General features: G+C 60.5%; 26 protein-coding genes and 1 pseudogene. 17 read left to right on the forward strand and 10 right to left on the reverse strand.

What is annotated here, in order from left to right; all coding sequences use genetic code 11:
• The first annotated feature begins 131 nt into the window (after positions 1 to 131).
• The 3 genes from BLT00_RS24385 to BLT00_RS24395 all read left to right on the forward strand — a co-directional run bounded on the left by BLT00_RS24385 (position 132) and on the right by BLT00_RS24395 (position 3136).
• Positions 132 to 635, forward strand: coding sequence for an ureidoglycolate lyase (locus BLT00_RS24385; protein ID WP_092147750.1), 504 nt, complete (start codon positions 132 to 134; stop codon positions 633 to 635).
• Positions 636 to 686: 51 nt separating this feature from the next.
• Complete coding sequence (locus BLT00_RS24390; protein WP_092147745.1) at positions 687 to 1988, forward strand: urate hydroxylase PuuD; 1302 nt, start codon at positions 687 to 689, stop codon at positions 1986 to 1988.
• A gap of 362 nt (positions 1989 to 2350) precedes the next feature.
• Entirely contained in the window at positions 2351 to 3136 is a 786-nt protein-coding gene (locus tag BLT00_RS24395; protein WP_092147742.1) for an outer membrane protein OmpK, read from the forward strand.
• A gap of 138 nt (positions 3137 to 3274) precedes the next feature.
• On the opposite strand, the gene BLT00_RS24405 is transcribed toward BLT00_RS24395, so the two are convergent.
• Both BLT00_RS24405 and BLT00_RS24410 read right to left on the reverse strand, forming a co-directional pair.
• The gene (locus BLT00_RS24405) at positions 3275 to 4435 is read right to left on the reverse strand and encodes a patatin-like phospholipase family protein (protein WP_092147736.1); all 1161 of its coding nucleotides are present in this window, start codon (positions 4433 to 4435) and stop codon (positions 3275 to 3277) included.
• A gap of 44 nt (positions 4436 to 4479) precedes the next feature.
• Positions 4480 to 5412: a lipid A biosynthesis lauroyl acyltransferase gene (locus BLT00_RS24410; RefSeq protein WP_092147733.1), complete on the reverse strand. Its 933-nt coding sequence runs from the start codon at positions 5410 to 5412 to the stop codon at positions 4480 to 4482.
• Positions 5413 to 5530: 118 nt separating this feature from the next.
• Here BLT00_RS24410 and minC point away from each other — a divergent pair, with 118 nt between their 5' ends.
• From minC to BLT00_RS24440, 6 genes are all read left to right on the forward strand, one after another.
• Positions 5531 to 6268, forward strand: coding sequence for a septum site-determining protein MinC (gene minC, locus BLT00_RS24415; protein WP_063324805.1), 738 nt, complete (start codon positions 5531 to 5533; stop codon positions 6266 to 6268).
• 200 nt (positions 6269 to 6468) lie between these two features.
• A complete protein-coding gene (minD, locus tag BLT00_RS24420) occupies positions 6469 to 7281 on the forward strand; it encodes a septum site-determining protein MinD (protein WP_058542331.1) in 813 nt (270 codons plus the stop codon).
• A complete protein-coding gene (minE, locus tag BLT00_RS24425) occupies positions 7281 to 7535 on the forward strand; it encodes a cell division topological specificity factor MinE (RefSeq protein WP_003179111.1) in 255 nt (84 codons plus the stop codon). The genes minD and minE overlap by 1 nt, the downstream gene beginning before the upstream one ends.
• A gap of 102 nt (positions 7536 to 7637) precedes the next feature.
• Positions 7638 to 8273 carry an RluA family pseudouridine synthase gene (locus tag BLT00_RS24430; protein ID WP_003204542.1) on the forward strand — a complete coding sequence of 212 codons (636 nt, stop codon included), beginning with the start codon at positions 7638 to 7640 and terminating at the stop codon, positions 8271 to 8273.
• Positions 8274 to 8511: 238 nt separating this feature from the next.
• On the forward strand, positions 8512 to 9801 hold the full coding sequence (locus BLT00_RS24435) for a M18 family aminopeptidase (protein ID WP_014339686.1): 1290 nt from the start codon (positions 8512 to 8514) through the stop codon (positions 9799 to 9801).
• A gap of 242 nt (positions 9802 to 10043) precedes the next feature.
• Positions 10044 to 10226, forward strand: a complete 183-nt coding sequence (locus tag BLT00_RS24440; RefSeq protein ID WP_063324804.1) for a hypothetical protein — start codon at positions 10044 to 10046, stop codon at positions 10224 to 10226.
• A 7-nt stretch (positions 10227 to 10233) separates the two neighbouring features.
• Here the strand turns inward: BLT00_RS24440 and BLT00_RS24445 are convergent, their stop codons facing one another.
• The gene (locus BLT00_RS24445; protein WP_063324803.1) at positions 10234 to 10980 is read right to left on the reverse strand and encodes a UTRA domain-containing protein; all 747 of its coding nucleotides are present in this window, start codon (positions 10978 to 10980) and stop codon (positions 10234 to 10236) included.
• Between the two features lie 349 nt (positions 10981 to 11329).
• On the opposite strand from BLT00_RS24445, the gene BLT00_RS24450 reads away from it, so the two are divergent.
• The 6 genes from BLT00_RS24450 (at position 11330) to BLT00_RS24475 (ending at position 16640) form a co-directional block, all read left to right on the forward strand.
• On the forward strand, positions 11330 to 12397 hold the full coding sequence (locus tag BLT00_RS24450) for an ABC transporter substrate-binding protein (RefSeq protein ID WP_063324802.1): 1068 nt from the start codon (positions 11330 to 11332) through the stop codon (positions 12395 to 12397).
• A 121-nt stretch (positions 12398 to 12518) separates the two neighbouring features.
• Entirely contained in the window at positions 12519 to 13325 is an 807-nt protein-coding gene (locus BLT00_RS24455; protein ID WP_063324801.1) for an alkaline phosphatase family protein, read from the forward strand.
• 5 nt (positions 13326 to 13330) lie between these two features.
• Complete coding sequence (locus tag BLT00_RS24460; protein ID WP_161951765.1) at positions 13331 to 14167, forward strand: ABC transporter permease; 837 nt, start codon at positions 13331 to 13333, stop codon at positions 14165 to 14167.
• Positions 14154 to 14954 (forward strand): ABC transporter permease, encoded by an 801-nt coding sequence (locus tag BLT00_RS24465; protein WP_092147730.1) that lies wholly within the window; start codon positions 14154 to 14156, stop codon positions 14952 to 14954. Before BLT00_RS24460 ends, BLT00_RS24465 begins: the two co-directional genes overlap by 14 nt.
• Positions 14951 to 15940 (forward strand): ABC transporter ATP-binding protein, encoded by a 990-nt coding sequence (locus BLT00_RS24470; protein ID WP_092147727.1) that lies wholly within the window; start codon positions 14951 to 14953, stop codon positions 15938 to 15940. The genes BLT00_RS24465 and BLT00_RS24470 overlap by 4 nt, the downstream gene beginning before the upstream one ends.
• 46 nt (positions 15941 to 15986) lie before the next feature.
• Positions 15987 to 16640 (forward strand): HAD family hydrolase, encoded by a 654-nt coding sequence (locus BLT00_RS24475; RefSeq protein ID WP_063324797.1) that lies wholly within the window; start codon positions 15987 to 15989, stop codon positions 16638 to 16640.
• A 222-nt stretch (positions 16641 to 16862) separates the two neighbouring features.
• Here the strand turns inward: BLT00_RS24475 and BLT00_RS24480 are convergent, their stop codons facing one another.
• The 5 genes from BLT00_RS24480 to BLT00_RS24500 all read right to left on the reverse strand — a co-directional run bounded on the left by BLT00_RS24480 (position 16863) and on the right by BLT00_RS24500 (position 20201).
• Positions 16863 to 17651: a DUF2182 domain-containing protein gene (locus BLT00_RS24480; RefSeq protein WP_092147724.1), complete on the reverse strand. Its 789-nt coding sequence runs from the start codon at positions 17649 to 17651 to the stop codon at positions 16863 to 16865.
• Positions 17651 to 18286 (reverse strand): DUF1326 domain-containing protein, encoded by a 636-nt coding sequence (locus BLT00_RS24485; RefSeq protein WP_092147721.1) that lies wholly within the window; start codon positions 18284 to 18286, stop codon positions 17651 to 17653. Before BLT00_RS24485 ends, BLT00_RS24480 begins: the two co-directional genes overlap by 1 nt.
• A 226-nt stretch (positions 18287 to 18512) precedes the next feature.
• Entirely contained in the window at positions 18513 to 18752 is a 240-nt protein-coding gene (locus BLT00_RS32635; RefSeq protein ID WP_092147718.1) for a hypothetical protein, read from the reverse strand.
• Between the two features lie 9 nt (positions 18753 to 18761).
• On the reverse strand, positions 18762 to 18983 hold the full coding sequence (locus BLT00_RS24495; RefSeq protein ID WP_092224639.1) for a hypothetical protein: 222 nt from the start codon (positions 18981 to 18983) through the stop codon (positions 18762 to 18764).
• A gap of 255 nt (positions 18984 to 19238) precedes the next feature.
• Positions 19239 to 20201 carry a zinc-binding dehydrogenase gene (locus BLT00_RS24500; protein WP_063324792.1) on the reverse strand — a complete coding sequence of 321 codons (963 nt, stop codon included), beginning with the start codon at positions 20199 to 20201 and terminating at the stop codon, positions 19239 to 19241.
• A gap of 139 nt (positions 20202 to 20340) precedes the next feature.
• Between BLT00_RS24500 and BLT00_RS24505 the strand changes: the two genes are divergently transcribed.
• Entirely contained in the window at positions 20341 to 22419 is a 2079-nt protein-coding gene (locus BLT00_RS24505; protein WP_170846016.1) for a carboxy terminal-processing peptidase, read from the forward strand.
• 118 nt (positions 22420 to 22537) lie between these two features.
• Positions 22538 to 24325 carry a bifunctional diguanylate cyclase/phosphodiesterase gene (locus tag BLT00_RS24510; RefSeq protein ID WP_092147712.1) on the forward strand — a complete coding sequence of 596 codons (1788 nt, stop codon included), beginning with the start codon at positions 22538 to 22540 and terminating at the stop codon, positions 24323 to 24325.
• A 554-nt stretch (positions 24326 to 24879) separates the two neighbouring features.
• Here BLT00_RS24510 and BLT00_RS24515 read toward each other — a convergent pair.
• Both BLT00_RS24515 and BLT00_RS24520 read right to left on the reverse strand, forming a co-directional pair.
• On the reverse strand, positions 24880 to 25299 hold the full coding sequence (locus BLT00_RS24515; protein WP_092147709.1) for a hypothetical protein: 420 nt from the start codon (positions 25297 to 25299) through the stop codon (positions 24880 to 24882).
• Positions 25296 to 25917, reverse strand: a pseudogene (locus BLT00_RS24520) (type IV secretion protein Rhs); the annotation flags it as partial. The gene BLT00_RS24515 and the pseudogene BLT00_RS24520, both read right to left, overlap by 4 nt.

Consider the following 25917-nt stretch of genomic DNA (forward strand, 5'->3'; position numbering starts at 1 on the left):
GAGGGAGCTTGCTCCCGCTGGACTGCGCAGCAGTCCCATTTCGAGGGCCGCTTCGCGACCCAGCGGGAGCAAGCTCCCTCGCCACAAAAGCTGAACAAACGACACAGAATTTTTTGGATAAGAAGACCAGCATGCGCACACTCAAGATCGAACCGTTGACCAAAGAAGCCTTCGCCCCGTTCGGTGACGTGATCGAAACCGATGGCAGCGATCACTTCATGATCAACAACGGCTCGACCATGCGCTTCCATCGCCTGGCAACGGTGCAAACCGCCACGCCGGACGATCAGGCGATCATCAGCATCTTCCGCGCCGACGCGTTGGAGATGCCGTTGACCGTGCGCATGCTGGAGCGCCATCCGCTGGGCAGCCAGGCGTTCATTCCGCTGCTCGGCAACCCCTTTCTGATCGTGGTCGCGCCACTTGGCGATGCACCTGTATCAGGCTTGGTCCGCGCCTTCGTCACCAACGGCAGGCAGGGCATTAATTACCATCGCGGCGTCTGGCACCACCCGGTGCTGACGATCGAAAAGCGGGATGACTTCCTGGTGGTTGATCGCAGTGGCACAGGCAATAACTGCGATGAGCATTTTTTCCAAGAGGATGAATTTCTAATCCTCGCCCCCCACCAATAAGAGAAGGTCCGATCACGCGCAGACAAGCGTGACGGGCGAGAGGTAAAGACTGTGGAAGCACATATGCTGGAATGGCTGAACCTGAGCGTGCGCTGGGTTCATATGATCACTGGCGTGGCCTGGATCGGCGCGTCGTTCTACTTCGTCTGGCTGGAAAACAACCTCAATCGCGTCAATCCAAAAAGTGGTCTGGCTGGTGACTTGTGGGCCATCCACGGTGGTGGCATCTACCACCTGGAAAAATACAAACTCGCGCCACCGTCCATGCCGGACAACCTGCACTGGTTCAAATGGGAAGCCTATTTCACCTGGATGTCGGGTGTCGCGCTGCTGTGCGTGGTGTTCTATTGGAACCCGACCCTATACCTGCTGGCCCCCGGCAGCAGCCTCAGCGGCCCCGAAGGCGTGGCGCTGGGTATAGGCTCGTTGTTCGTCGGCTGGTTCGTCTATTCCTTTCTCTGCGACTCGGCCCTGGGCAAGCGCCCCGCCCTGCTCGGTTTGATCCTGTTTGTGCTGTTGATCGCCGCCGCCTACGGGTTCAGCAAGGTGTTCAGCGGTCGCGGTGCCTACCTGCACGTCGGGGCGGTCATCGGCACGATCATGGTCGGCAACGTGTTCCGCATCATCATGCCAGCCCAACGTGCACTGGTGGCGGCCATCGCCGAGAACCGCACGCCCGATCCTGCACTGCCGGCCAAGGGTTTGTTGCGTTCGCGCCACAACAACTACTTCACCCTGCCGGTGCTGTTCATCATGATCAGCAACCATTTCCCGAGCACCTACGGCAGCCAGTACAACTGGCTGATCCTGGCCGGGATCGCCGTGGCGGCGGTGTTGGTGCGGCATTACTTCAACACGCGCCATGACAGCAACCGGTTTGCCTGGACGCTGCCAGTCGGCGCCCTGGCGATGATCTGCCTGGCGTATGTCACGGGGCCCAAGCCCATGCCCACCACGCCGGAAGTAGCCAAGGTACCTGGCGTGATCGAGTACCAACCGTTGCCGGAAACGGCAGTGGGTGGCGGCGCGAAACCGGCAACCGCCCCGGCCGCACCGGCATCGGCCCCCACTCAGGCCGCCAACGCTCAGGGCCCATCGTTCGAGAAGGTCCACAGCGTGATCCAGGAGCGCTGTTCAGTCTGCCATTCGGCCAAGCCCACCAGCCCGTTGTTCAGCGCCGCACCAGGTGGGGTGATGTTCGATACACCAGAGCAGATCCAGCAACAGGCTGCGCGCATCCAGGCCCAGGCCGTGGCCACCCAGATCATGCCCTTGGGCAACATCACCCAGATGACCCAGCAGGAACGCGACCTGATCGGCGCGTGGATCAACCAGGGCGCGCGGACCAACTGAGCCGCGCCCCAAATTCGCCGCGAATGCGCCGTTGCAGGGCACTTGATCCCACCAGGACAAGCCCGTACCCTGCGCGGCCGTTCACACCCGGGCAGCGTAAAAAAATCATCGAATCCTGACCGAAACGCCAGCTTATCCAGGCATCACCGGGGATATCGGACGTCCCTGGAAAACATCTTTTTCGACTGTTCCAAATAGCCGGACGAGCTTTTTTCGGGTTTGGCTCAGCTCTTGCTATCAGCATCTGCCATGAGCAAAAAGCTGACCGAACGGATGTTTTTATCCGTAGAAAAAAGCGCCACATCAAGAGCGCTGATCTGAAAAAAAAATGGCGGTACCACTTACCTTTGGGAGCAAACCGAATGAAACGTACATGCACCAGCCTGACACTCGCAGGCGCCTTGTTGGTCGCAGGCCAAGCGATGGCCGATGACCTGTTCCAATGGCAGAACAATAGTCTGACCTACCTGTACGGCAAGGATTTCCAGGTCAACCCGCGCATCCAGCAGACCGTGACCTTCGAACACGCCGATGCCTGGAAATACGGGGATAACTTCTTCTTCCTCGACCGGATCTTCTACAACGGCCAGGACGACAGCCAGTCCGGCCCGAACACCTACTACGGTGAGTTCAGCCCACGCCTGTCGTTCGGCAAGATCTTCGACCAGAAGCTGGAACTGGGTCCGATCAAGGACGTGCTGCTGGCCATGACGTATGAATTCGGCGAAGGCGACAACGAGTCCTACCTGATCGGCCCGGGTTTCGACCTGGCGATTCCCGGCTTCGACTACTTCCAGCTGAACTTCTACAACCGCCAGACCGAAGGTCCACGCGCCGGCGACAACGTCTGGCAGATCACCCCGACCTGGGCCTACACCATCCCCATGGGCTCATCCGACCTCCTGATCGACGGTTTCATCGACTGGGTGGTGGACAATGACACCAACTCCAAGGGCACCTACCACGCCAACCTGCACATCAACCCGCAGATCAAATATGACCTGGGCAAGGCGTTGAAGCTCGGTGCCAAGCAGTTGTATGTGGGCGTGGAGTACGACTACTGGAAGAACAAGTACGGGATCGAAGACAGCGACGGGTTCAAGACCAACCAGAGCAATACCAGCTTCTTGCTCAAGTACCATTTCTGATCCGACCCAGTCTCAGGCCCGCCACAGATCCTTGTGGGAGCGGGCTTGCTCGCGAAGACGACTGAACATTCAATATCAGTGCAAGCTGATCCACCGCTTTCGCGAGCAAGCCCGCTGCCACAGGGGCTCGAGATGGACTCATCCCTGAGCCAACCCCAAAAACCGACTCAACGCCTCACGCTGCGCCAGTGCATCCTGGCGTCCCAGCTCGATCAGTTCGCTGCAATAGCCCGACTCGAACAACAAATAACTCAGCACCCCAGCGCCGCTGGTCTTGGTCGCGCCCGGCCCGCGCAAGAATAACCGCAGCGCACGGGGCAGTTCCTGCCGATGACGGGCGGCGATTTCGTCGATCGGCTGGCTTGGGGAAATCACCAGCACGTCCACCGGCGCCGCGCCGAGGGCGTGGGCCGGTACGTCGGCGGGCAGCAGGTGACTGAACCCGTTCAGGCGCTCAAGCAACTCGATGTCGCTTTCCAGGCTGTCAATGAACGTGCTGTTGAGCATATGGCCGCCGATCTGCGCCAGGGTCGGTTGCAGGCCGGTGTAGCTGCGCTCGGCGGGATCCTGACCACCCGCGCCACGGGGATTGCCGCTGACGCCGATCACCAGCACCCGATTGGCCCCCAGGTGCAAGGCCGGGCTGATGGGCGCCGATTGCCGTACCGCGCCGTCACCGAAGTATTGCGGGCCGATCCTGACCGGCGCGAACAACAAGGGAATCGCCGAGCTGGCCAGCAGGTGCTCCACCGATAACTGCGTCGGCACCCCGATACGTCGATGTCGCAGCCAGGCATCGATGGTCCCGCGCCCTTGGTAGAAGGTGACGGCCTGGCCGGATTCATAACCGAACGCCGTCACTGCCACGGCGCGCAGTTGCTGCTCGACGATGGCCTGCTCGATACCCGAGGCGTGGAATTGGGCCTGGAGCAGTTCGCGCAACGGCGAACTGTCGATCAGCGCCACGGGCAACTTGGCCCCCAGGCCCAACAGGCTGTGGGTAATGAAACGCGTCGCCTGGGCGATCACGCCTCGCCAGTCGCTGCGCATGACCTGATGGCTGCGCACCGCTTGCCAGAACGCCGTCAGCCGCTCGATGGCGGTCTTGAAGTCCATCGCCCCGCTCGCCAGGCTGACGGCGTTGATTGCCCCGGCCGACGTACCGACGATCACCGGGAACGGGTTGTCCGCACCGTCTGGCAACAATTCGGCGATGGCCGCCAGCACGCCTACTTGATACGCCGCTCGAGCCCCACCGCCGGAAAGAATCAAACCTGTAACCGGTTCAGCTGGGGTCATCGCAATGCTCCGTGCTCAAGGTGCTGAAAATGGCGGATATTGGCTCAACCGCGTTTGTCGTACAGCTTCGGCTCGCCCGGTGGACGGCTCTTGAAGCGCCGGTGGGCCCAGAGGTATTGCTCAGGACAATCACTCACCGACTGCTCGACCCACTGGTTGATTCGGATGCAATCGGCTTCCTCGGTCTCGCCCGGAAAATCCGTCAGCGGGGCCTGGATCACCAGGCGATAACCGCTGCCGTCGGCCAGGCGTTCCTGGATGAAGGGCACCACCAGCGCCTTGCCCAAGCGGGCGAACTTGCTGGTGGCGGTGACCGTCGCGGCCTGGATGCCGAACAGCGGCACGAACACGCTCTGCTTGGGGCCGTAATCCTGGTCCGGCGCATACCAGATCGCCCGCCCGGCGCGCAGCAGCTTGAGCATGCCGCGCACGTCGTCACGCTCCACGGCCAGGGAGTCGAGGTTGTGCCGCTCGCGGCCGCGGCGCTGGATGTAGTCGAACAGCGGGTTCTTGTGCTCGCGGTACATGCCATCGATGGTGTGCTGCTGGCCGAGCAACGCCGCGCCGATTTCCAGGGTGGTGAAATGCAGCGCCATCAGGATCACGCCCTTGCCCTCGCGCTGGGCCTGCTTGAGATGCTCCAGCCCTTCGACATGGGCCAGTTTCGCCAAACGCGAACGCGACCACCACCAGCTCATGGCCATTTCGAAAAAAGCGATGCCGGTGGAGGCAAAGTTTTCCTTGAGCAGACGCTTGCGCTCGACGGCGGACTTTTGCGGGAAACACAGTTCCAGATTGCGCCGGGCGATGCGCCGTCGGTCGCCGGCTACTCGATACATCAGCGCGCCCAGTGCGCGACCGACCCGCAGCAACAACGGATAAGGCAATTGAACGATCAGCCACAGCAGGCCCAGGCCGCACCACAGCAGCCAGAAACGCGGATGAAAAAATGCAGCTCGAAAACGCGGGCGATCCATTACAGCTTCCATTAAGACATGGGCCGCGCATTCTACATTGTTCGACCCGGGTTGCGGCTGGCGGACGATCTCGTTATAAGTCTCGGCACTTTTAGTGACAAGCCGTTGTACGCCGACCATGAGCCAAACCGAACCGCTAGACCAAGATCCCGTGTTCCAGTTGAAGGGCAGCATGCTCGCCATTACGGTGCTGGAGCTGGCCCGCAACGACCTGGAAGGCCTTGACCGGCAGTTGGCGGCCAAAGTCGCCCAGGCGCCGAACTTCTTCAGCAATGCACCGCTGGTGCTGGCCCTGGACAAGCTGCCGGCCGGCGAAGGCGCGGTGGACCTGCCAGGCCTGATGCGCGTTTGCCGCCAGCACGGCCTGCGCACCCTGGCGATCCGCGCCAGCCGCATCGAAGACATCGCCGCGGCCATCGCCGTGGACATTCCGGTGCTGCCGCCGTCCGGCGCCCGGGAGCGCGTGCTGGAACTGAGCCCGGTCGAAGCCAGGAAAGTCCCGGAAAAACCACCAGAGCCCACCATCAAGCCGACGCGCGTGATCACCTCGCCAGTACGCGGCGGGCAGCAGATCTATGCCCAGGGTGGCGATCTGGTCGTGGTGTCCTCGGTCAGCCCGGGCGCGGAACTTCTGGCCGATGGCAACATCCATGTATACGGCCCGATGCGCGGCCGCGCGCTGGCCGGCGTCAAGGGGGATACGAAAGCCAGGATCTTCTGTCAGCAATTGAGCGCTGAACTGGTCTCCATCGCCGGGCAGTACAAGGTCTCCGAGGATTTGCGCCGCGATCCGTTGTGGGGGGCGGGCGTTCAGATCAGCCTGTCGGGCGACGTGTTGAACATCATTCGGCTTTAACGGATACTGCCGCATTTTCCAAGCATCTCTAAAACGAGCGAAAACGGCTTAAACGACGTAGGAAAAAGGATCAGGCAGTGTTTACCGGAGGTAGACCCCGTCCGACATCCGATTCCAGCCAAGCCTGTCCAATTGCAGCCGTTTTCCAGAGATGTTTTTCAGGGGCTGAAAAAGTCCTTTTTCCTTAGGGGTGAAACACCTTGGCCAAGATTCTCGTGGTTACATCCGGCAAGGGTGGTGTGGGTAAGACCACCACCAGCGCCGCTATCGGTACCGGTCTCGCTCTGCGCGGCCACAAGACAGTCATCGTCGACTTCGACGTCGGCCTGCGTAACCTGGACCTGATCATGGGTTGCGAGCGTCGCGTGGTCTATGACTTCGTCAACGTCGTCAACGGTGAAGCGAACCTGCAACAAGCCCTGATCAAGGACAAGCGCCTTGAGAACCTCTACGTGCTGGCCGCCAGCCAGACCCGCGACAAAGACGCGCTGACCCAGGAAGGCGTGGAAAAAGTCCTGATGCAACTCAAGGAAGACTTCGAGTTCGTGGTCTGCGACTCCCCGGCCGGTATCGAGAAAGGTGCCCACCTGGCCATGTACTTCGCCGATGAGGCGATTGTCGTGACCAACCCGGAAGTGTCGTCGGTCCGCGACTCCGACCGCATGCTGGGCCTGCTGGCAAGCAAATCCCGCCGCGCCGAAAAGGGCGAAGAGCCGATCAAGGAACACCTGCTGCTGACTCGCTATAACCCACAACGGGTCAGCGACGGCGAAATGCTCGGCGTCGAAGACGTCAAGGAAATCCTCGCGGTCACCCTGCTGGGCGTCATTCCCGAATCCCAAGCGGTACTCAAGGCCTCCAACTCCGGCGTGCCGGTGATTCTCGACGACCAGAGCGACGCCGGCCAGGCATATAGCGATGCCGTCGATCGCCTGCTGGGCAAAACCGTAGCGCATCGATTCCTCGATGTAACGAAGAAGGGTTTCTTCGAGCGCCTGTTTGGAGGTAGGTAATGAACCTTTTTGACTTCTTTCGTGCCAACAAAAAGCCCAGTACCGCCTCGGTCGCGAAAGAGCGTCTACAGATCATCGTGGCGCACGAACGCGGCCAACGCAGCACCCCTGACTACCTGCCGGCCTTGCAGAAGGAACTGGTGGAAGTGATCCGCAAATACGTCAACATCGGTAGCGATGACGTGCACGTGGCACTGGAAAGCCAGGGCAGTTGCTCGATCCTGGAACTCAACATCACCCTGCCGGATCGCTGATCGCGCCGGCGGGAGCCACGGCGGCTCGGGTCCTTCTCCTCCCATTCGTGGGCTTGAGAAGGGCCCGCGCCGCCGTTGGCGTTTGTAACGAGACTGTTTTCAATGCCCCTGTCCAACATCCGCATCATTCATCAGGACGCCGCTGTCCTGGTGGTCGACAAGCCGACCCTGTTGCTCTCCGTGCCCGGCCGGGCCGACGACAACAAGGACTGCCTGATCACCCGCCTGCAGGAAAACGGCTATCCGGAAGCCCGAATCGTGCACCGACTGGACTGGGAAACCTCCGGTATCATCCTGTTGGCCCGCGACCCGGACACTCATCGCGAACTGTCCCGGCAATTTCATGATCGCGAAACCGAAAAAGCCTACACGGCGTTGTGCTGGGGCCAACCGGAGCTGGACAGCGGCAGCATCGACCTGCCCTTGCGCTACGATCCGCCGACCAAACCCCGGCATGTGGTGGACCATGAGCACGGCAAACACGCCCTGACCTTCTGGCGCGTACTGGAACGTTGCGGCGACTGGTGCCGGGTCGAGCTGACGCCGATCACCGGGCGCTCGCACCAATTGCGCGTGCACATGCTGTCCATCGGTCATCCGCTGCTGGGCGACGGACTCTACGCCCACCCGCAGGCCCTCGCTGCCTGGCCGCGCCTGTGCCTGCACGCCAGCATGCTGAGCTTCACCCATCCGCAAAGCGGCGAGCGCCTGCGCTTCGAGTGCCCGGCACCGTTCTAAGAGACACCACCGATCCCTGTGGTGAAGGGATTTATCCCCGCTGGGCCGCGAAGCGGCCCTAGAGACTGACACCTCGGAAAGTCTGCTTGGGTTGCTGCTGTTGGGGCTGCTGCGCAGCCCAGCGGGAGCAAGCTCCCTCGCCACAGGCCCACCCCGAGTCACTCACATATCCACGCCGCACCCTCCCCAGCGACCACCAATACGGTAAACTGCCGCCCATTGCTGTCTGGAGTTTCTTATGCGCGCAGAGTTGAACCAGGGCCTGATCGACTTTCTCAAGGCCTCCCCTACCCCGTTCCATGCCACCGCCAGCCTTGCCAAGCGCCTGGAAGCGGCTGGCTATCAGCGTCTTGACGAACGCGAGACCTGGGCCACCGAGGCCAACGGTCGCTATTACGTCACGCGCAACGACTCCTCGATCATCGCCTTCAAGCTCGGCCGCAACTCACCGTTGCACGATGGCATCCGCCTGGTCGGTGCCCACACCGACAGCCCCTGCCTGCGGGTCAAACCGCAGCCGGAACTGCAACGCCACGGGTTCTGGCAACTGGGCGTGGAAGTCTACGGCGGCGCGTTGCTGGCGCCGTGGTTCGACCGCGACCTGTCACTGGCCGGGCGCGTGACTTTCCGCCGTGATGGCAAGGTTGAAAGCCAGTTGATCGACTTCAAGGCGCCGATCGCTACGATTCCGAACCTGGCCATCCACCTCAATCGCGAAGCCAACCAGGGTTGGGCCATCAACCCGCAGAATGAACTGCCGCCGATCCTTGCCCAGTTCGCCGGGGACGAGCGCGTCGATTTCCGTGCCGTGCTCACCGATCAACTGGCCCGCGAACACGGCCTGAACGCCGACGTGGTACTCGATTACGAGTTGAGTTTCTACGACACACAAAGCGCTGCGGTCATTGGCCTGCACGGCGATTTCATCGCCGGTGCGCGCCTGGACAACCTGCTGTCGTGCTACGCCGGCCTGCAAGCGTTGCTGAACGCGGATACCGAAGAAACCTGCGTGCTGGTCTGCAACGATCACGAGGAGGTCGGTTCGTGCTCGGCCTGTGGTGCCGACGGCCCGATGCTGGAGCAAACCCTGCGTCGCCTGCTGCCTGAAGGTGAAGAGTTCGTCCGCACCATTCAGAAATCCTTGCTGGTGTCGGCGGACAACGCCCACGGCGTGCATCCCAACTATGCCGACAAGCACGACGCCAACCACGGTCCCAAGCTCAACGCCGGCCCGGTGATCAAGGTCAACAGCAACCAGCGCTACGCCACCAACAGCGAAACCGCCGGGTTCTTCCGCCACCTGTGCATGGCTGAAGAAGTGCCGGTGCAGAGCTTCGTAGTGCGCAGCGACATGGGCTGCGGTTCGACCATCGGCCCGATCACCGCCAGCCAACTGGGCGTGCGCACCGTGGACATCGGTCTACCGACCTTCGCCATGCATTCGATCCGCGAACTGTGCGGCAGCCATGACCTGGCGCATCTGGTGAAGGTGTTGAGCGCGTTTTATGCGTCGCGCGAGTTGCCATAACCGCCGCGACCCCTCTGTGTGAATGGCCCCATGTGGCGAGGGAGCTTGCTCCCGCTGGGCTGCGCAGCAGCCCCAAAACTGCGGTTGAATGCAGATTTGCCAGTGCTGCGCACTGGAGCGGGAGCAAGCTCCCTCGCCACAAGAGTGTTCACCTCGGGATCGCGGGGGATGTGACTTACATCATCACATCCTGGGAAAACCCCAACTAGACTGACCTTATCCCCCCCGACAAGGCTGTCTCCATGGTTTCCATATCTTCGTTCAACGCCATGCTGGTGCCCATCATTGCCGGCATGATCCTGCTGGCCATCGGCTTCAACTTCCGTGACAAGAGCGTCGGGGTCTTTGCCATGTGGATCGGCATGTTGCTGATCCTCGCCACGGTGGTGATCAAGATCCTGAGCAAGCTCAACGAGTCGCTCTGAGCCTGCCTCAGGCTGCGGGCGATTGTTCCGGTACAGGTTGCTCCGGCACATCCACGCCGACATGGATAGCATCGTGTCGCCAGAATTCCAGGTCGCAATCGATCAGCCGCTGGTGCTGGTCATAGTTGACCCGTGCGATGCGAAGCCCGGGGCTGCCCACCGAAACCTTCAACGCCGCTGCCGCTTCCGGCTGTAACGAGGTGGGCACGATTTCAAACTTCACCCGGCCGTAGTGCAGGTCGTAATGGCGGGCGTACAGTTCGGTGATGGATTGGTTGAGGTCGAACCCCAGGATGTCCGGAAAATACTGCGGGTTCAGGTAGTGCTCGACGTACAGCACCAGCCGCTCGTCGATACGCCGCACGCGGCAGATCTGGATCACGCTGGACAACGCCGGCAGTTGCAACCAGGCACATACCGCCGCCGAGGCCGGTTGCAGGCGCGCCGAGATCACTTGGGTAGAAGGCACACGCCCTTGGGCTGCGACCATGGCGTGGAAATGGCTGCGTTGCATCAGGTTGTAGGCCAGGCGCGGCGGCGAAACGAACCAGCCCCGGCGCTCCTCCCGATAAATCTGCCCCTGGGCTTCGAGCTGCAACAACGCCTCACGCACGGTAATCCGCGTGGTCCCGAACAACTCACTGAGCTTGCGCTCGGCCGGCAATTTGCTGCCGGGCGCCAGCAACCCGTGGTCGAGCTGCTCTTGCAGGACCTGTCCGATGGCTGTCACCGCTTTGGTTGCATCGATGCGCATCAACGTTACCTATCTGGACTAGACCAGCACTGTTTCGGGGCAAGATCGACTGTCCATCGATCCGCTTCTTGGTCCAGCAAGCCTAGGCACTGCACATGACTGGCAGATGACAGAGCCGCCGAACGGTCGTTTTGCAAGCGTGCAAATTAACGGCCAAGTCCTTTCAGATCAGCTGTTTAACCATGGTCTACGCTTAATTCGCAGCCAACCTCCACGAGCCGGGCATTTCCTGAAGCCTCCACCACCGACATCAAAATGTCACAGGGCTCGCCTACATTGGCTCAGGTATTGCTGACCTAGACCAACACAACCGCAATCGCAGCGTTGAAAACGCCCATAGGAGCTTCGGATGAAACAGCTTTTCCTGGCATCACTGTTAGGCTCGACCATTGCCATGTGCACCGCCGCCATGGCCGCTGACACCGATCTGAAAACATTGGAAGCCGCTGCGAAAGCGGAAGGCGCCGTGAACAGCGTCGGCATGCCCGATGACTGGGCAAACTGGAAAGGCACCTGGGACGACCTGGCCAAGGTCTACGGCCTGAAACACATCGACACCGACATGAGCTCGGCCCAGGAAATCGCCAAGTTCGCCGCCGAGAAAGACAACGCCAGCGCCGACATCGGCGACGTCGGTGCAGCGTTCGGCCCGATCGCGGTCAAGCAGGGCGTGGTACAACCCTACAAGCCAAGCACCTGGGAACAAGTACCTGCCTGGGCCAAGGACAAGGACGGCAACTGGGCATTGGCCTACACCGGTACCATCGCGTTCATCGTCAACAAGAAGCTGCTGCACGGCTCCGAAGTGCCGACCAAATGGGCTGACCTGAAGACCGGCAAGTACAAAGTCTCCATTGGTGACGTGAGCACCGCGGCCCAGGCGGCCAACGGCGTGCTGGCTGCCGCCCTGGCCAACGGCGGCGACGAGAAAAACCTGCAACCGGCGCTGTTGATGTTCGCCGAGATCGCCAAGCAAGGGCGCCTGTCCATGGCCAACCCGACCATCGCCACGATGGAGAAAGGTGAAGTCGAAGTCGGTGTGGTCTGGGACTTCAACGGCCTGAGCTACAAGGCCAAGATGGCCAACCCGGATGACTACGTCGTGCTGATTCCGTCCGACGGCTCGGTCATCTCCGGCTACACCACCATCATCAACAAATACGCCAAGCACCCGAACGCCGCCAAGCTGGCTCGCGAGTACATCTTCAGTGACGCCGGCCAGATCAACCTGGCCAAGGGCAACGCCCGGCCCATCCGCGCCGAGCACCTGACACTGCCGGAAGAGGTCAAGGCCAAGCTGCTGCCGAATGAGCAGTACAAAGGCGTGACGCCGATCAAGGATGCCGATGCGTGGGAAAAAACCTCCAAGGCTCTGCCGCAGAAATGGCAGGAAGAAGTGATCATCAATATGCAATGAGGCGCTAGCTCTCGCTCGGATATCCAATGGAAATCCAATTGTGGGAGTGAGCAATCTCGCTCCCACATTGGACCTGCGGTGAATCCGAGTTTTCTGGTTCCCATCCGGAGTCCTGGTATCCATGAAGCACAACGTCATCCTGGTGGTGCTCGACGGCCTCAACCATGAAGTCGCCCGGCATGCCATGGGGCATTTGCAGGCTTACGTCGGCGCAGGACGCGCGGCCCTCTACAAACTGGAATGTGAGTTGCCCGCCCTGTCCCGCCCGCTCTATGAATGCATCCTCACTGGCGTCGTGCCCATCGACAGCGGGATCGTGCACAACAACGTCTCGCGCCTGTCGAATCAGCGCAGCATTTTCCACTACGCCACCCAGGCCGGCTTGAGTACGGCGGCCGCGGCGTATCACTGGGTCAGCGAGCTCTACAACGTCTCACCCTTCGTGGCCGGTCGAGATCGTCACACCGACAACCCCGATTTGCCGATCCAGTACGGGCATTTCTATTGGAATGACCACTACCCCGATTCCCATCTGTTCGCCGACGCCGAACACCTGCGCCAGCGCTACTTGCCGAACTTCCTGCTGGTGCACCCGATGAACATCGACGACGCCGGCCACAAGCACGGCCTCGACACCCCGCAATACCGCAACAGCGCCCGCTCGGCCGACATCAACCTGGCGGTCTACCTGCAAGGCTGGCTCGACGCCGGTTACCAGGTGCTGGTGACGTCCGACCACGGCATGAACAACGATCGCTCCCATAACGGCCTGCTGGCCGAAGAACGGGAAGTGCCGCTGTTTGTCCTGGGTGACGGCTTCAGTCTCGATCCCGCGGCCGCGCCCCGGCAGACCGAACTGTGCGGCACCATTTGCCAATTGCTCGGCGTCGACCACGACAAACCCTATTGCCAGGAGTTACTCAAGTGAACGCCATGACGCGCGGCAAATGGCTGGCAGCGTTGTGCCTGGTGCCCTTCGCGATTTTCTTCATCGTGTTCCAGATCGCCCCGCTGCTGTGGGTGCTGGTCAACAGCCTGGAATCGGAAGAGTTCGGCTGGGGCCTGGCCAACTTCAGCAAGATCTTCAGTTCCAAGTTCTACCTGCAAGCGATCCAGCACAGCCTGGAGATCAGCTTCTGGTCCAGTGTGTTCGGCATCGTCATCGCCGTACTCGGCAGCTACTCCCTGCGCCGGGTGGATTCGCGGTTGCGCAACTTCGTCAACGCGTTCGCCAACATGACCAGCAACTTCGCTGGCGTGCCCCTGGCCTTCGCCTTCATCATTTTGCTCGGGTTCAACGGCAGCATCACGATCATGCTCAAACAGGCGGGGATCATCGAGGATTTCAACCTGTATTCGAAAACCGGGCTGATCATTCTCTACACCTACTTCCAGATTCCCCTGGGTGTGCTGCTGCTCTATCCGGCCTTCGACGCCCTGCGCGAAGACTGGCGCGAGTCCGCCGAACTGCTGGGGGCCAGCGGTTGGCAGTTCTGGCGGCACATCGGCTTGCCGGTGCTGACCCCGGCGCTGCTGGGCACCTTCGTGATCCTGCTGGCCAACGCCCTCGGCGCCTATGCCACGGTCTATGCGCTGACCACCGGCAACTTCAACGTGCTGCCGATTCGCATCGCCGCCATGGTTTCCGGCGACATTTCCCTCGACCCGAACCTGGCCAGCGCCCTGGCCGTGGTGTTGGTGGCGTTGATGACCGTCGTGACCATCGTCCACCAGTTGCTGCTCAAGAGGAGCTACCATGTCTCGCGCTGAACCGGGCTCCGCCGGGCTCTATCATCGGGCGGTGGTGTACCTGCTGTTCGCCATCCTGCTGCTGCCCCTGGCGGGCACGCTCGTCTACTCCATCGCCAGCAGTTGGTCGGCCACCGTGCTGCCCAGCGGCTTCACGTTAAAATGGTATGTGCAGTTGTGGAGCGATCCGCGCTTTCTCCACGCCTTCGGCCAATCGCTGTTGGTCTGCGTCGGTGCGCTGGTGCTCTCGGTGGTGTTGATCCTGCCGTTGCTGTTCGTAGTGCATTACCACTTCCCCAGGCTCGACGCGCTGATGAACATCCTCATCCTGCTGCCCTTCGCGGTGCCGCCGGTGGTGTCGTCGGTGGGGCTGTTGCAACTCTATGGCTCCGGACCGCTGGCGATGGTCGGCACGCCGTGGATCCTGATCGGCTGCTACTTCACCGTCGCCCTGCCGTTCATGTACCGGGCGATCACCAACAACCTGCAAGCCATCAACCTGCGCGACCTGATGGACGCCGCCCAACTGCTCGGCGCCAGCACCTTTCAGGCCGCGTTCCTGGTCGTACTGCCGAACCTGCGCAAGGGCTTGATGGTGGCGTTGCTGCTGTCCTTCTCGTTCCTGTTCGGCGAATTCGTGTTTGCCAACATCCTCGTCGGCACGCGCTATGAAACCCTGCAGGTCTACCTGAACAACATGCGCAACAGCAGCGGCCACTTCACCAGTGCCCTGGTGATTTCCTACTTCTTCTTCGTACTGGTCCTGACCTGGGCGGCCAACATCTTGAACAAGGACAAAAGCCAATGAGCTACGTCAGCGTCCAACACCTGCAAAAAAGCTACGCCGGCACGCCGGTGTTCAGCGACATCAATTGCGAGATCAGCAAAGGCGAGTTCGTCACCCTCCTCGGCCCTTCCGGTTGCGGCAAGTCCACACTGCTGCGCTGCATTGCCGGCCTGACCGCTGTGGATGCTGGCCAGATCATCCTGGACGGGCAAGACATCGTCCCGTTGAGCCCGCAGAAACGCGGCATCGGCATGGTCTTCCAGAGCTACGCCTTGTTCCCCAACATGACCGTGGAACAGAACGTCGCCTTCGGCCTGCGCATGCAAAAAGTCGACGCCTCGGACAGCCACAAGCGTGTGCTGGAGATCCTGCGCCTGGTGGAGCTGCATGATTTTGCCGGCCGCTATCCCCATCAACTCTCCGGCGGCCAATGCCAGCGCGTCGCCCTCGCCCGCTCCCTGGTGACCCGGCCGCGCCTGTTGCTGCTGGACGAGCCGCTGTCGGCCCTGGATGCGCGGATTCGCAAACACCTGCGCGAACAGATCCGTCAGATCCAGCGCGAACTGGGCCTGACCACGATCTTCGTCACACACGACCAGGAAGAAGCCCTGACGATGTCTGATCGGATTTTCCTGATGAACCAGGGAAAGATCGTACAAAGCGGCGATGCCGAAACCCTTTACACTGCGCCGGTCGACGTCTTTGCCGCCGGGTTCATCGGCAACTACAACCTGCTGGACGCCGACAGTGCCAGCCGGCTGCTGCAACGCCCGGTGAACGGCCGCATCGCCATTCGCCCGGAAGCCATCGAGCTGAGTCGCGGTGGCGAAGCCGATGCGCTGATCCGCAGCCACAGCCTGTTGGGCAACGTGATTCGCTACCGGGTCGAGGCCCGTGGCGTGGAACTGGTGGTGGATGTACTCAATCGCTCGGCCGCCGACCTGCACCCCGATGGCGCACGGTTGTCACTTGCCATCGATCCGTCGGCGCTGTGTGAGGTAGCCTGATGGCTTTATCGATTTTGAAGTTGATCTTGAAGAGGAAAACGCGCTGATGGCCCTGGCAATTTTTGATCTGGACGAAACCCTGATCCACGGCGACTGCGCCACCCTCTGGAGCGAACAGATGGGACGCCTGGGCTGGGTCGATCCCGAGTCGTTCATGCAACGCAACAACGCGCTGATGGATGCCTACAGCCACGGCAAACTGAGCATGGAAGAGTACATGGACTTCAGCCTGGAACCGATGATCGGCCGCACACCGGAAGAAATCGAACACTTGGTAGGGCCTTGGGTGGAAGACTTCATCGAACCGATCATCTTCAGCGACGCCACCAAGACCATCGCCGAACACCGCAAGGCCGGCGACCGGATCCTGGTGATCTCGGCTTCGGGCACGCACCTGGTCAAGCCGATTGCCGAACGCCTGGGCATCGACGAGATCCTGGCGATCAACCTTGAAGTGGCCCATGGCGTCTACAGCGGCAAGACCGTAGGCACCCTGACCTACCGCGAAGGCAAGATCGCGCGGTTGCTGGACTGGCTGGATGCCGAGGAAGAAAACCTGGAGGGCGCCAGTTTCTATTCCGACTCGCGCAATGACCTGCCGTTGTTGCTGCGGGTGGATTTCCCCCACGTGGTCAACCCGGATCCCGTGCTGAAGGCCCATGCCGAATCGGCCGGGTGGCCAATCCATACCTGGAAATGAACACTGAACAGCCCCAGGAAGAACACCCAGGCTTGTGTGGCGAGGGAGCTTGCTCCCGCTCGGCTGCGAAGCAGTCGTAAAAACGGTTGACGCGATCTGCCTGGGCAATTGCGTCGTCTCGATTGGGGCGGCTACGCCACCCAGCGGGAGCAAGCTCCCTCGCCACGGGGCACGAGTGCGTCGGTAAGTTCCTGACAATAAGGCACACTCGCTCCCACAGGTTCAGCCCAGCAACAGCCACAGGCTCCAGCCGAGCAACAACACACCGCAGACACGGCTGAACCAGAGTCCCTGCGGCAGGTTTTTCTCCAGCAAAATGAAGGCACCGATCACTGCCACCCAGAGCAGGTTCATCACGCCGACCACGAACAGCAGGCCCATCAGGGCCCAGCAGCAGCCCAGGCAGTAAGCGCCATGGGCCAGCCCCATGCGCCAACCCCCGAGCACGTCGGGGCGCCAGTAGCTGAGCAGAAAATGCAGCGGCCCGCGACAATGCTCAAGGCAGACCGCCTTGCCTGGCAGCCACTGATAGACGCCTGCGACCAACAGCAGGCCGGCGCCCAGCGCGGTACTGGTGCTACGCATCCCCGGACTGAGCAGGGCGAGCTGCTCGAGCGCCCATTGCAGCGCCGTGGCGCCCAGGGCAAAACCGGCCCAGACCAGGACATAGGCGCTGCCGAACAGCAGCAGGGCCAGGTGTCGCCGCGGTGCCGGCATGCGCTTGCGCAGCATCTGCTGGTAGATCAACAGCATGGGCAAGGTGCTGGGCAGCATCATGCCGACCATCATCACCACCCACATGGCGAACATCAGCAGCGCATCGGCCAGGCTCCAAGGCATGACCATGCCACCCATCGCCGCATCAGCCATGCCGCCCGGCGCACTCATGTCGCGAGCCATCTCCAGCAACATCAGCCAGGCCAGGGCAGTCAGCGCGAGCAGGCAGAGCAGGAGCAGTAACTGCTCGCCTGTCAGTCGCTTGCTCGGCGTCGCCGCCTGAGGTTCTGCCATTACGGCTCTATGCCATGGCCGGTGAAGTGCACGTGGGCGAGGTGGCTATGACTGCCCTGGGATTGTAGTTTGAGGGCTGAATGCGTCTGGTAGCTGCCGCTGGCCACTTCGGCCTCACGGAACTCGAAGCCGTTGGGCAGGGACAGGCGGGCTCGATGAGGTGAACCGTCGATCGGGCTGCGGATCGGCTCGCCGCTGGCCTGCAGCACGCCTGGAATGTCCAGGTGCGCCAAGCGCTGATCGACATCGATGGAAAGAGTGATGGGCACGAACAGCGGTTCGAACGCTTCACTCATGGTGCTGCTGAACACCTGAAACACGTTGGCCCCAGGGTCGCTCTCCAAGCCAGAAAGAATGGTCAACAGGGCCTGGCGTTGCGCCTCATCGGCGCGTTCATCGATGAACACCTGGCAACTGCCGCTGCCCTCATGGATGGCACCCGGCCAAGCGAAGGTGGCGGCCCAGCACAAACCGTCCAGCGCGACCTGATTGAAATATCCGTGTTCCACTCGCATCGACGCCACCGCCTGGCAGTGACCATGGGTCGGTGGTGCATTGAATTGACAGGGGCAGCCCCAATTGCAGTTGCAGGCAATGAATTCGACGCCCTGCATGCGCCATTCGGCGATGGCCATGATCAACCTCTTCACCTGGCGGGTGAAATGAAAGCTGCGGTTACCCCATCCCCCATTAGTTAACGCTAGCAGGGCCCGCGCATCGGATACGGGCTGCCGACCGAAGGTCAGCTTGCCCGTGGTCGCCGGTCAAAGGTGAAAGCCACCATCGATATCACCTTGTCGCTGCCACTGGCCGCACCTGCACTGTGCTGGTGAGTCTGCGAAACGGCAACAGGCACTAGAGCTAGAGCCCGCAATACACCTGCATCGCATTCAGGGCCGTATCATCCCCACTGCCCTGATCGGGTTCACTTTTGAGTCGGAATCCCCAGACATATTGTTCCTGAGGGCAGTATGCAGCCGCGCCCCAATCTCCCCATAGCCCTTGTTCTGACGTGTCTGAAGGCACTTGTGCTTGGGCAGCCTCAACGAGTACCCATGAAAGTGCACAAACCAGCGCGTGTAGAACGACATGATCAGACATGCCAGTGCCCTACTTGAACTTGGAAAAGGCTTTTGCCAGATCCAGAATTGCTTTTTCGTCTTGCCTGTCCATGTCGCCGTCGCCATCAGCGTCGGTTTTGACATTGACGGTATCGTAGGGGCCGTTCTTTTTCGACGCAGAGACAAAAGTCGCGAACAGCAACTTCTTGCCCTTATATATCTCCAGGACAACGTCGGGCGATCTGTTGTCGTCAACATATTCCTGGGTCATGCGGAGCTCTTTCGTAGCCATCACAGCACCTCTTCTGTCAGTGGACACTAAACAGAGAGACATCTATTACTCTCAAACCCACTCTAGAGTGACTTTCTTCGTGGTGTCTACTGTCAGACTTGACAGGGTGTATCCCTATCTAGCCCTTTGCAAATTCCAGCGAGCGCGGGAGCGGGCACTTACTACAGGACACTCAAATTCCTCTGTCGAGCAAGCTTGCTCGACACAGGAACCGCAGCTGTACTGCTTGCGCGACTAGCTCAGACTCTCGTCGATCACCAACACCAACTTCCCTGACACCTGGTTGGTCGCCAACTCCGCGAACGCCGCTTCGGCATCCTTGATCGCGAAGGTCTTGGCCAGTTGCGGGCTCAGGCGCTTGTCGGCAAACAGCGGCCACACCTGTTGGCCCAGCTCGCTGATCAGGTCGGCCTTGAACTGCTCGTCACGGCTGCGCAAGGTCGAACCGAGCAATTGGATACGCTTGCCCAGCACCTGTGCCAGATCCAGTTCGGTCGAGCGCCCCCCCATCAGGCCGATCAACACCCAGCGGCCGTCAACTGACAAAAGTTTCACGTTGAGTTTGGCGTAGCTGCCGCCCACCGGATCGAGGATCACGTCGAACGGACCGAGATCGTTCAAACTCTCCAGGCCATCGGTGCGTACCACGCCACCCTGGGCGCCCAGGGCCTCGCAATAGGCCAGCCGCTCGGTCGAACCGACACTGACCCAGCATGGGTTGCCGAACGCCTTGCACAGCTGGATCGCGGCCGAGCCGACGCCGCTGGCCCCAGCGTGCAACAGTACTTTTTCACCCGGCTTGAGCGCCGCCAGCTGGAACAGGTTCAGCCACGCAGTGCCGTAGACCTCCGGCAGCGCGGCCGCCTCAGTCAATGACAGGCCCTCCGGCACCGGCAATACATGCCGGCCATCGACCACCACCTCCTCGGCCATCCCACCGCCGGCCAGCAACGCGCAAACGCGGTCGCCCACCTGCCAGGACGAGCCCGGCCCGACCTCGCTGATCACCCCGGCGCACTCCAGCCCCAACACCTGGCTGGCGCCGGGCGGCGGCGGGTAAAGTCCGGCTTTTTGCAGCAAATCGGCCCGATTCAGGCCGGCGGCTGCCACACGAATACGAACTTGCCCGACATCACACGCCGGGCTCGGCTCATCTGCCCATACCACTTGGCCTTCAACGCCTTGCAATGCTTTCACGGTGCCTCCATAGTGAGTCTCGACTGGGCCCGCTGCTTCAACGCCGGGCTTTCTTGCATTATGCGCCCGGGCCACATGGAACCGGCGACTTCAAAGACGGCCTAATATGCGTTATCAATTGTCCCTGCGTCGAATCAGCATGAAGCATCTGTTCCCCAGTACCGCCCTCGCGCTAGTCATTGGCCTCGGCCTGTTACCGCTGTCGAACGATACGTTCGCAGCCAACAGCTGGGACAAGCTTCAGCCCGATCGTGACGAGGTGATTGCCAGCCTTAACGTGGTCGAGTTGCTCAAGCGCCATCACTACAGCAAGCCGCCACTCGATGATGCGCGCTCGATCATCATCTACGACAGCTACCTGAAGCTGCTCGATCCGTCGCGCAGTTACTTCCTGGCCAGCGACATCGCTGAATTCGACAAATGGAAGACCCAGTTCGACGACTTCCTCAAGAGCGGCGACCTGAACGCCGGGTTCACCATCTACAAGCGCTACCTGGACCGCGTGAAGGCGCGTCTGGACTACGCCCTTGCCGAGCTGAACAAAGGCGTCGACAAAATCGATTTCAATACCAAGGAAACCTTGCTGGTCGACCGCAAGGACGCCCCCTGGCTCAAAAGCACAGCCGAACTCGATGACCTGTGGCGCAAGCGCGTCAAGGACGAAGTGCTGCGCATGAAGATCGCCGGCAAGGATTCCAAGCAGATCCAGGAAACCCTGACCAAGCGTTACAAGAACCAATTGGCTCGCCTGGACCAGACTCGCGCCGAAGACGTTTTCCAGGCGTACATCAACACCTTCGCCATGTCCTACGACCCGCACACCAATTATCTGTCGCCGGATAACGCGGAAAACTTCGACATCAACATGAGCCTGTCCCTGGAAGGCATCGGTGCGGTGCTGCAGAGCGACAACGACCAGGTGAAAATCGTGCGCCTGGTCCCGGCGGGCCCGGCGGACAAGACCAAACAGGTCAGCCCGGCGGACAAGATCATCGGCGTCGCCCAAGGCAACAAGGAAATGGTCGACGTGGTCGGCTGGCGCCTGGACGAAGTGGTCAAGCTGATCCGTGGTCCGAAAGGCTCGGTGGTGCGCCTGGAAGTCATCCCGGCCAGCAATGCGCCGAACGACCAGACCAGCAAGATCGTGTCCATCACCCGTGAAGCGGTGAAGCTGGAAGAACAGGCAGCGAAGAAATCGGTCCTCAACCTCAAGCAGGACGGCAAGGACTACAAGCTCGGCATCATCGAGATCCCGGCCTTCTACCTGGACTTCAAGGCCTTCCGCGCCGGGGATCCGGACTACAAGAGCACCACGCGCGACGTCAAGAAGCTGCTGACCGAGCTGCAGAAGGAAAAAGTCGACGGCGTGGTCATCGACTTGCGCAACAACGGCGGCGGCTCCCTGCAGGAAGCCACCGAGCTGACCAGCCTGTTCATCGACAAGGGCCCGACCGTGCTCGTGCGTAACGCCGATGGTCGAGTGGATGTGCTGGAAGACGAAAACCCCGGTGCGTTCTACAAGGGGCCAATGGCCTTGCTGGTCAATCGCCTGTCCGCTTCCGCCTCGGAGATTTTTGCCGGCGCCATGCAGGACTATCACCGTGCGCTGATCATCGGCGGCCAGACCTTCGGCAAAGGCACCGTGCAGACCATCCAGCCCCTCAACCATGGCGAACTGAAGCTGACCCTGGCGAAGTTCTACCGGGTTTCCGGCCAGAGCACCCAGCATCAGGGCGTACTGCCTGACATCGACTACCCGTCGATCATCGACACCAAGGAAATCGGCGAAAGCGCCCTGCCCGAAGCGATGCCGTGGGACACCATCCGCCCGGCGATCAAGCCGGCGGTGGATCCGTTCAAGCCGTTCCTGGCCCAGCTCAAGTCCGAGCATGACACCCGCACGGCCCAGGATGCAGAGTTTGTCTTCATCCGCGACAAGCTGGCCCTGGCGCAGAAGTTGATGATGGAGAAAACCGTCACCCTCAACGAAGCCGACCGTCGCGCGCAGCATGCCGACATCGAGGCCAAGCAACTGACCATGGAAAACCTGCGTCGCAAGGCCAAGGGCGAAGAACCGCTCAAAGAACTGAAGAAAGAGGACGAAGACCTGATCACCGAGCCGGAGAAAACCAAGCCGGAAGACGATGCCTACCTGAGCGAGACCGGGCGGATCCTGCTGGATTACCTGAAACTCAACACAGCGATCGCCAAGCACTAGGATGATGGCCATTTAATGGTGATGCTCGTCGGAGTGTCATCAAACTGACATCAGTCTGTCGTGAAATACAGGACTGGGTGCCACGCACCCGGTCCTTTTTTTATCGCCAGAGATTGCCATGACCACGACAGAACAGCTGAGTGCCTTGAGTTCGATCCTGGCTCAAAGCGGTTTGCACAGCCTGTTCCAACCGATCATCTGCCTTTCCGAACGGCGCATCGTGGGTTATGAAGCCTTGACCCGCGGCCCCTCCAACAGCCCGTTGCACTCCCCCATCGCGCTACTCTCCGTGGCGCGCCAGGCCGGCCGCCTCAGCGAACTAGAGTTGGCCTGCCGCCGCAGCGCCTGCCAGCGTTTCAATGAGCAAAAGCTCCCGGGCAAGCTGTTTCTCAACGTCTCGCCCGAGTCGCTGCTGGAGTCCGCGCACCAGACCGGGCGCACCCTGCAACTGCTGCAGGACCTCGGCATTGCCCCCAGCCAAGTCGTGATCGAACTGACTGAACAAACCCCTATCGATGACTTCCAGCTCCTGCAAACCGCGCTGCATCATTATCGTGCGATGGGTTTCTCGATTGCCCTGGACGACCTGGGCGCCGGCTATTCGAGCCTGCGGCTGTGGTCTGAATTGCGACCCGATTATGTGAAGATCGACCGGCATTTCATCGACGGCATCCACCAGGACGCCCTCAAGCGCGAGTTCGTGGGCTCGATCCTGAAAATCGCCCGGGCCTCCCGCGCCCAGGTGATTGCCGAGGGAATCGAACTGCCGGAAGAATTGGCGGTGCTGATCGAAATGGGCGTCGACCTGGTCCAGGGCTATCTGCTGGCCCGGCCTCAGGAACAACCGTCACGCGATGCCAGGGCGCTGATGCCCAAGCAGGACAGCGGCGTGGCGGCGTTGAGCGATGAGGTCAACGACCTCGGTGCGCTACTCAACGAACAACCGGCAGTGGCCCACAACACGCCGACAGCCACCGTGCTGGAAGCCTTTCGTCGCCAGGCCAACCTCAACTCCCTGGCGGTGCTGGATGATCAAGGGCAGCCCTGCGGCATCGTTCATCGCCATTCGCTCTCGGATGCCTTGCTCAAACCCTTCGCCACCGACCTGTTCGCCCGCAAACCCATCAGCCGCTTGATGAGCGACGACTTTCTCGCAGTGGAGTTGAACCAGTCGTTGCAACAAGTCAGTCGCCTGATCACCAGCCGCGCCCGACAACGCATCGAAGAGGACTTCATCATCACCCTCAACGGCAGCTACATGGGCCTGGGCCGGGTGATCGATGTGCTCAAGCTCATCACTGAACTGAAAATCCAACAGGCCCGCTACGCTAACCCACTGACGCTGCTACCGGGCAACGTACCGATCCAGCAATGCCTCACGCGCCTGCTGCAGCAGCGGCAGGAGTCGGTGATCTGCTACGTGGACATCGACAGTTTCAAACCCTTCAACGACATCTACGGCTACGGTCGCGGCGACGAAGTCCTGCTGTGCCTGGCCCAATGCCTGAACGAACGTATCGACCCCAGCCGCGACTTCGTCGGTCATATCGGCGGCGACGACTTCCTGCTGGTCCTCGGCCCGGAAGACTGGCGCAGACGCCTGGACCAGCTACTCAGCGACTTCCAGACCCACTGCCGCCGCTTCTACCGCCCCGAACACCTGGAGGTTGGCTGCTTTACAGCGTTGAACCGACAGGGCGTTCGACAGGAGTTCGCGTTGTTGTCGCTGTCGATTGGCGTGGTGCACCTGCGCGCCGAGGCCTGTGAGGAATTGGACGCCAGCCAGTTGGCGGAACTGGCTTCCCAGGCCAAGCATCATGCCAAGGAAATTTTGGGAGGAAGTGTGTATTTGGTGGAGGGTTTGGCGGAGCGGGAGTCTGGGGTAACGTTGGGTTTGTCGGTGTAAGCGGATTCCCCACTCACCACAGCCCGAACGCCTGTGGCGAGGGAGCTTGCTCCCGCTGGGCTGCGTAGCAGCCCCTCTCTTCTGACCAACACCACGGTGTATCTGGCTGACCGAGTTAGTTGTTTTTAGGGCTGCTGCGCAACCCAGCGGGAGCAAGCTCCCTCGCCACGAAAAGCGGTTTGGTGTGCAGCAGGGGGGCGTTTCGATCGTTCCCACGCTCCTGCGTGGGAATGTCGCCAGGGACGCTCTGCGTTCCGCCTCTGAAGGTGACGCAGAGCGTCACGGGATGCATTCCCACGCGGAGCGTGGGGACGATCAAGTGTCAGGAAGATTGAGTTCGCCGCTTTAGGCGGATTCTCTATTCACCACAGCCCAAACGCCTGGCGCTAACCCTGTGGCGAGGGAGCTTGCTCCCGCTGGGCTGCGTAGCAGCCCCCCTCTTCTGACCAACGCCACGGTGTATCTGGCTGACCGAGTTAGTTGTTTTTAGGGCTGCTGCGCAGCCCAGCGGGAGCAAGCTCCCTCGCCACAAAAGCGGTTCGATGGTAAACGGCCTACCAAGTAGATGGATCTTCAAGAGCTGCTTTTCTGAGATCTTCCTTCCAGGTTTCTTTTGCCAGGACATAAACGTCCTGAAAAAATTCTTTAGGATTTTTTAAGTTATACCACTCCCCTCGAGGCCAGCTACCCGCACAATCTTCATCTATCTCAAACAACCTTTTAAAGTCAAAATTCGGATCATTAAGCTTGTCACCCAAAAATCTAACCAATACATATTTATGCCTATAAGACAGGCAATCTAAATCCAGACCATATCTAACAATCAACTCTGATCTGTCACGCTTATTCTCAGGATCGTAGACCTCTAGTATCGCTCCGAGTGTTTCTTCGCGATCATACACATCAAACTGACCAACGAACCAGGTTAAGTCAGGTACAAACTCCTCATTTATAAAAGGGTGCATCAGCATCATTTTTTCTCCATAGGAAATCCGGTGTAAGGTAAGCCGTCCTTACCAAACTTAACTTCAAACCAATTTAAATCTTCGTTCAATTTAGGATTTTGCTTATCCTTTTTATTTGGTTTGTAGCCACGCCCTGCTCCCGGCAATTCCTGCCTGACAACTCTATCATTTTTGTGATCTACACCAGTAAACGGATCCAGTCCAAGCTTTTCTCTTGTCATAGCTTTATTTAGCGCATTCAAATGAATTCGCCAGTTGCTAAATTGAGAACTTAGGCTTCCATTAGCTCCTTTGGGAATTTCACCCGTGTGCGGATTTGCACCGTTAATGGCACGCTGTTTGAGCGCCACATCTGATATTTCCGAACTGTGTTTTTCAACAGTGTGCATACGGTATTTTTCTTCCATAGCAACAACCCGTCTCTTAGCATTCGCCTCCCCCAACGCATCAATCCGCGCCCGCCGCTGCTCCGCCGTCATCGGCAGCCGCGGCTCCCCCTCGTCCACCCCAACCTTAACCGCCGGATCCTGCCCCCCAACCGCCGGCCGACACCCACCCTTCCCCGGACAATCCACCAACCCCAACGGATCCACCCACCCCGTCGGGTTCACCGTGTAGCGATACCCA

It is taken from the genome of Pseudomonas sp. NFACC51, assembly GCF_900103575.1.
Lineage (GTDB): Bacteria > Pseudomonadota > Gammaproteobacteria > Pseudomonadales > Pseudomonadaceae > Aquipseudomonas > Aquipseudomonas fluorescens_Q.

What these genes read in the sequence shown, in the direction of transcription:
- BLT00_RS24385 (WP_092147750.1), top strand. Translation starts at nt 132, where the DNA reads ATGCGCACACTCAAGATCGAACCGTTGACCAAAGAAGCCTTCGCCCCG.
- BLT00_RS24395 (WP_092147742.1), top strand. Translation starts at nt 2,351, where the DNA reads ATGAAACGTACATGCACCAGCCTGACACTCGCAGGCGCCTTGTTGGTC.
- BLT00_RS24405 (WP_092147736.1), bottom strand. Translation starts at nt 4,435, where the DNA reads ATGACCCCAGCTGAACCGGTTACAGGTTTGATTCTTTCCGGCGGTGGG.
- BLT00_RS24410 (WP_092147733.1), bottom strand. Translation starts at nt 5,412, where the DNA reads ATGGATCGCCCGCGTTTTCGAGCTGCATTTTTTCATCCGCGTTTCTGG.
- minC (WP_063324805.1), top strand. Translation starts at nt 5,531, where the DNA reads ATGAGCCAAACCGAACCGCTAGACCAAGATCCCGTGTTCCAGTTGAAG.
- minE (WP_003179111.1), top strand. Translation starts at nt 7,281, where the DNA reads ATGAACCTTTTTGACTTCTTTCGTGCCAACAAAAAGCCCAGTACCGCC.
- BLT00_RS24430 (WP_003204542.1), top strand. Translation starts at nt 7,638, where the DNA reads ATGCCCCTGTCCAACATCCGCATCATTCATCAGGACGCCGCTGTCCTG.
- BLT00_RS24435 (WP_014339686.1), top strand. Translation starts at nt 8,512, where the DNA reads ATGCGCGCAGAGTTGAACCAGGGCCTGATCGACTTTCTCAAGGCCTCC.
- BLT00_RS24440 (WP_063324804.1), top strand. Translation starts at nt 10,044, where the DNA reads ATGGTTTCCATATCTTCGTTCAACGCCATGCTGGTGCCCATCATTGCC.
- BLT00_RS24445 (WP_063324803.1), bottom strand. Translation starts at nt 10,980, where the DNA reads ATGCGCATCGATGCAACCAAAGCGGTGACAGCCATCGGACAGGTCCTG.
- BLT00_RS24450 (WP_063324802.1), top strand. Translation starts at nt 11,330, where the DNA reads ATGAAACAGCTTTTCCTGGCATCACTGTTAGGCTCGACCATTGCCATG.
- BLT00_RS24455 (WP_063324801.1), top strand. Translation starts at nt 12,519, where the DNA reads ATGAAGCACAACGTCATCCTGGTGGTGCTCGACGGCCTCAACCATGAA.
- BLT00_RS24460 (WP_161951765.1), top strand. Translation starts at nt 13,331, where the DNA reads ATGACGCGCGGCAAATGGCTGGCAGCGTTGTGCCTGGTGCCCTTCGCG.
- BLT00_RS24465 (WP_092147730.1), top strand. Translation starts at nt 14,154, where the DNA reads ATGTCTCGCGCTGAACCGGGCTCCGCCGGGCTCTATCATCGGGCGGTG.
- BLT00_RS24470 (WP_092147727.1), top strand. Translation starts at nt 14,951, where the DNA reads ATGAGCTACGTCAGCGTCCAACACCTGCAAAAAAGCTACGCCGGCACG.
- BLT00_RS24475 (WP_063324797.1), top strand. Translation starts at nt 15,987, where the DNA reads ATGGCCCTGGCAATTTTTGATCTGGACGAAACCCTGATCCACGGCGAC.
- BLT00_RS24480 (WP_092147724.1), bottom strand. Translation starts at nt 17,651, where the DNA reads ATGGCAGAACCTCAGGCGGCGACGCCGAGCAAGCGACTGACAGGCGAG.
- BLT00_RS24485 (WP_092147721.1), bottom strand. Translation starts at nt 18,286, where the DNA reads ATGGCCATCGCCGAATGGCGCATGCAGGGCGTCGAATTCATTGCCTGC.
- BLT00_RS32635 (WP_092147718.1), bottom strand. Translation starts at nt 18,752, where the DNA reads ATGTCTGATCATGTCGTTCTACACGCGCTGGTTTGTGCACTTTCATGG.
- BLT00_RS24495 (WP_092224639.1), bottom strand. Translation starts at nt 18,983, where the DNA reads ATGACCCAGGAATATGTTGACGACAACAGATCGCCCGACGTTGTCCTG.
- BLT00_RS24505 (WP_170846016.1), top strand. Translation starts at nt 20,341, where the DNA reads ATGAAGCATCTGTTCCCCAGTACCGCCCTCGCGCTAGTCATTGGCCTC.
- BLT00_RS24510 (WP_092147712.1), top strand. Translation starts at nt 22,538, where the DNA reads ATGACCACGACAGAACAGCTGAGTGCCTTGAGTTCGATCCTGGCTCAA.
- BLT00_RS24515 (WP_092147709.1), bottom strand. Translation starts at nt 25,299, where the DNA reads ATGATGCTGATGCACCCTTTTATAAATGAGGAGTTTGTACCTGACTTA.